General features: G+C 53.3%; 5 protein-coding genes. 3 read left to right on the forward strand and 2 right to left on the reverse strand.

What is annotated here, in order from left to right; translation table 11 throughout:
• The first annotated feature begins 669 nt into the window (after positions 1-669).
• The gene (locus Q1B15_RS03460) at positions 670-906 is read left to right on the forward strand and encodes a hypothetical protein (protein WP_299750196.1); all 237 of its coding nucleotides are present in this window, start codon (positions 670-672) and stop codon (positions 904-906) included.
• Here the strand turns inward: Q1B15_RS03460 and Q1B15_RS03465 are convergent.
• The gene (locus tag Q1B15_RS03465) at positions 903-1187 is read right to left on the reverse strand and encodes a DUF1971 domain-containing protein (protein WP_299750199.1); all 285 of its coding nucleotides are present in this window, start codon (positions 1185-1187) and stop codon (positions 903-905) included. The genes Q1B15_RS03460 and Q1B15_RS03465 overlap by 4 nt on opposite strands.
• Positions 1188-1297: 110 nt before the next feature.
• On the opposite strand from Q1B15_RS03465, the gene Q1B15_RS03470 reads away from it, so the two are divergent.
• Both Q1B15_RS03470 and Q1B15_RS03475 read left to right on the forward strand, forming a co-directional pair.
• Positions 1298-1768, forward strand: a complete 471-nt coding sequence (locus Q1B15_RS03470; RefSeq protein ID WP_299750202.1) for a hypothetical protein — start codon at positions 1298-1300, stop codon at positions 1766-1768.
• A gap of 1022 nt (positions 1769-2790) precedes the next feature.
• Complete coding sequence (locus Q1B15_RS03475; RefSeq protein ID WP_299750205.1) at positions 2791-3912, forward strand: Fic/DOC family N-terminal domain-containing protein; 1122 nt, start codon at positions 2791-2793, stop codon at positions 3910-3912.
• Between the two features lie 90 nt (positions 3913-4002).
• On the opposite strand, the gene Q1B15_RS03480 is transcribed toward Q1B15_RS03475, so the two are convergent.
• Positions 4003-4155, reverse strand: a complete 153-nt coding sequence (locus Q1B15_RS03480; protein ID WP_299750208.1) for a hypothetical protein — start codon at positions 4153-4155, stop codon at positions 4003-4005.
• Positions 4156-4257: the final 102 nt, after the last annotated feature.

The raw sequence follows: 4257 nt of genomic DNA on the forward strand, positions 1-4257 counted from the left end.
GGCTCATCGTGCCGCCCTTCGGCGCCTCGGGGTTGGCATAATCGAAATGGCTGAAATCGGGGCCGTATTTCAGATCGCCGAAGGCGGAATAGCCATGGCTGACGGTGGTGTCGGCCAGCGCCGGGACGGCAAAGGCGAGGGCGGCGAAAACGGCGGGAGCGCGCAGGGGCATGGATTCTCTTCCATAGGTGACATGACCCATCACAGGGCGCGGGCGGTGGGTCTGTCAAGGGGCGCACTGATCACGCTTTACCTATGGCGGAGTTTGGGTTTTCAGGCGCCGCCTGCCGCGCCCGCTTTGGGAACAATTCATTGCCATGTTTGAGATGCCTCCGAATATGCCAGCCGTCACGCGCCGTGAATTTGGCTTTGGCGTCCCTTCTTTCGCATTGATCGGGCTAACCAGAATGGCAAGTGCCAACGCAGCAACACCTACGACCAGTTTGACTCTTGAACGAAGCCTTCAGAAAGCTCTGCAGCTGATTGGCACCTCAGCATGTCGGGAAGCGGCCGATCTGCTTGCTCAAGGCACCTCCGGTTCCGCCAGTGTCTCCGTGCACCTCAGATAAGCTGGTATCACAGCGGATGGCGCAGCACTCATCGCAAGTGCCCTGGGGTCTTTGTCTAAAGTGGAGCATGCCAGACTGCAGTCGTTCAGCCTGAGCTACAATGATCGGAGATGACGGCGCGATCAATTTGGCAGCCACGCTTCCTGGCACCATGTACGAACTGGGAATGGTTGGCTGTTCGATTTCCGACCGCGGCGGTGAGGAGCTTCTTACGTGGGCTGCCAACGCAAAAGAACTTGGGATGGTCTGCGTCGAAGGCAATGAAATGTCTGAAAAGATGCGGGACAGATACACCCAACTGGACAAGTCCTCACCAGGCCTGACGGTGTTTGTCTAGGATCCCGCAGTCTTCCAGAATTCAACGAAAAACTCAGCCTGCTCTGAAAGCTCAACGGAGTGTAGCGATTGAGGCTCCACAACGCCCAAAACACCCGGATCCAGCCGATACTCAACTCCGGTCTCGGCAATCCGATAGATCACTTCGCCGCTTACCACGTGGATCAAACCCCACACACCAGATTTGGTTGAGTGATCCCGCAGCAGGGCAGCCGGTACCGTCTCCGCTGAGAACGTCGGCGTCCGTTTGTAAGGTTTGAGCCCTTGGGGAAGACGTTTCATCTCGTCCTTTACCTCGTTTTTATGAACACGGGAGTGCGAGCGATCAAATCTTAAGTCAGGCTCTCGTCGTTCTGCTATAATGCATTTGAGAAGGTAGGAATTGAAATCCAATGAGAACGACATGCAAGTTTTGCTGGGCACTGACGACAACGTTGGTGGTCGGGGTGCTCTTTGTGGGGGCTTGGTACTTTGTCCGGGGGAACGTGACTGAAGGCGACGACGGACGCACATCTATTCTGTTGACGACGGGTGAGCGGGATTTTGTGCTCACAGAGATGCGCGGGCTCCTCGAAGCGGTTGAAGTCATCACATTCGAACTGTCGGAAGAAAATATGGACGGTGCGGCGGCTGCAGCCCGGTCGGTCGGCATGGGATCTGCTGGAGGGGAGCCGGTAACTTTGATCGCAAAGCTGCCTCTGGAGTTCAAGAAGCTTGGCATGGCAACCCACAATGCATTCGACGCACTCGCCACGGAGGCCGAGGATATGGGAGACGGCTCTGTGGTCCTGGGGCAGCTCAGCGGTATTCTGACAAACTGCACGAGCTGTCACGCCGGATACCGGTTCGATATCGCAGAGTAGTCTGATCTCAGCGGCCCAAATTTAGCATGAAAATCTAACTGCGCTGTCGCATTGGTGAGCATAGGGGCCGTTATGTTGAGTATTACAATTTGAATCCCTCAACCTCTTTCCACCCTGTGCGTGTGAATCCCACGCGACCGAGAACCCTTATGGCCAGCCGCTGATTGTCAGATTGGGGCTTTTGAGTTTCTCAGGATCAGCGAGTTGATCCAATCTGCGGGGGGTCATGAGAGTTCCTACGATTAATTGTGACAACTCCCAGCACCGGAATGTCTTGGGTCGGATATGAGCAAGCGGTCCAGTTCGGCCTCGTGACTGAAAAAGCCGAATGACCGTTCATTCACCGTGAAGCCCACAATTCGGCGGAACCAATGCAACGGCTCATCCGAGCAACAAAGTTCATAGGGTGTATAATTTTGGGGGGATGAAGATGAGCCTCGCCACAACTTTATCGAATTAAAACAATGCTCTAAATATAAAAAGTGGTGCCGCTGATAGGACTCGAGCCTACTACCCCATCATTACGAATTTTGACGTCCGGCTCTTGGACGCAACCGTATAGTACCGCCAGATACCGGATAGCACCCTACGATCACTTGACTATCTTCCGACCCGATCTTGGACGGCGTCGGACCACGTTGGCGAGCGTTTGACGTTACACCCCCTACTAATCCCCTACTAATGACCCCGCCCCATCAACGGGACTCAGGCAAATCAGCGGTGGACGCTATCCCGGCTCACATGAGTTGGCGAGCAATACGCAATCCTATAGAGGAATTATGGGACCAAGGTCTAACTTCGGTCCCAGGGATGGCCATGGCCCTTGTGGCTCACTTGTGCCGCGAAGTGAGTCACAAGGCCGGTTGGCGTTCGTTCACGCTATACAAACTTCTTTGTGGATCATTTTGTGGCAAAAACGATTTACAAAGCTCTTTGTGTGGCGTAGAAAGTACTCAAGAGCACTTCTGGATCAGAAACACTGCTTCAACAAACACAAGACTAGGGGTGGTATGCGGCTACCATTGGAACGCTATAACTTCGACGGGAACGTAGACTATCACTATGGTAAGTTCCCACCAGCCTCACTTGACTACGAAAGACTTTTTGCGCCTATGGGTGACGCACGTGCGGCCCTAGCTAGGTATGACCAAACCCTCAAGGGCCTGCACAACAGTGACTTCCTTGTAACTCCCCTGCGAGGTCAGGAGGCGGTTGTTTCGTCACGGATGGAAGGCACTATCTCAACAATTGACGAAGTACTCCGATACGAAGCCGACGCAACAGACGATGAAGGGCCATCAGACGTACGTATTGAGACGCTCGAAGTAGTCCTCTACGTGGCGGCACTCAAGCGGGCACAAAAGAGCGTAATTGAGGGATACCCTATTAGCGAACACCTCATCAGGTCAGCTCACGCAACCCTCTTGGGAATGGGCCGAGGTGCTTCCAAAAATCCCGGAGAGTACAAATCCGAGCAAAACTACATAGGAGACGATGCGCGCAGAGAGGTCAACTTCACACCGATCTCCCCGGAACAGCTACCTCCTGCCATGGCGCGACTAGTCGAGTTCATAAATGACGAGAATGTCCCACCATTGCTCAGTACGGCGCTGGCTCATGTCGAATTCGAAGCGCTGCACCCATTCAACGACGGTAACGGAAGGATCGGCCGGATGTTGATCACCCTATCGCTATGGAAAAAAGGGCTTATTGAAGAACCGCACTTTTATATCAGTGCTTTTTTCGAAGAGAACAAGTCTGAGTACATTGAGAGAATGCGACAGGTTTCGGCATCGGGTGACTGGACCGGGTGGTGCGAATTCTTTCTTCGTGCAATTTCCAATCAAGCTGAGCAAAATCTCAAGACTGCGCATGCTATATCGGAGCTGTACGAGGAGATGAAATCTGTGTTTAGGAAAACACTTAACTCTCAGTGGGCGCCTCGAGCTCAGGACTTTATTTTCGGGAACCCTATCTTCCGCAACAGCCGGTTCACAGGTCGCAGTGGAATTCCAAAACCAACGGCAGTGCGCCTTTCACGCGCACTAATTGATTCCGGGTTACTTCTGGAGTTAGAATCTTCTTCGGGCCGTAGATCTGCCCTCTACGCTTTCGAACCCCTCATCCGTCTCGTGCGCACTTGACGAAACAACATAGAACTGATCGGCGTTGGCAAAAGCGCTCTGTTGTTAAAGCGGCGCGTAAGCGCCCTTAACCGCACCTTACAGCGAGCACTAAATTGAGGTGTTGTAGACGATGTTGGAGATGCCGATCTTGGCTTTCGCCCGCACGATGCCGAGTGTTCGGATCATCATCCCATGACCTGCGGCCTTCATATCGGCGATCTGATCTCTTACGGAACGGTCGAGGTGGGTATGTCCTTGCATGGCGATATCGTTTTCTTGTGTGACAACAAGCAGATATTAAATCCGACAACGATGTTGAACTTCACGTCTGAATTCAGCGGCGCCTTGGCAACCTTGTAAGAA

The organism is uncultured Boseongicola sp. (genome assembly GCF_937988555.1).
GTDB lineage: Bacteria > Pseudomonadota > Alphaproteobacteria > Rhodobacterales > Rhodobacteraceae > Boseongicola.

Bases quoted from the DNA above. Each gene is read 5' to 3' on its own strand.
- Q1B15_RS03465 (WP_299750199.1), bottom strand. From the start codon at position 1,187: ATGAAACGTCTTCCCCAAGGGCTCAAACCTTACAAACGGACGCCGACG.
- Q1B15_RS03470 (WP_299750202.1), top strand. From the start codon at position 1,298: ATGAGAACGACATGCAAGTTTTGCTGGGCACTGACGACAACGTTGGTG.
- Q1B15_RS03480 (WP_299750208.1), bottom strand. From the start codon at position 4,155: ATGCAAGGACATACCCACCTCGACCGTTCCGTAAGAGATCAGATCGCC.
- Q1B15_RS03460 (WP_299750196.1), top strand. From the start codon at position 670: ATGATCGGAGATGACGGCGCGATCAATTTGGCAGCCACGCTTCCTGGC.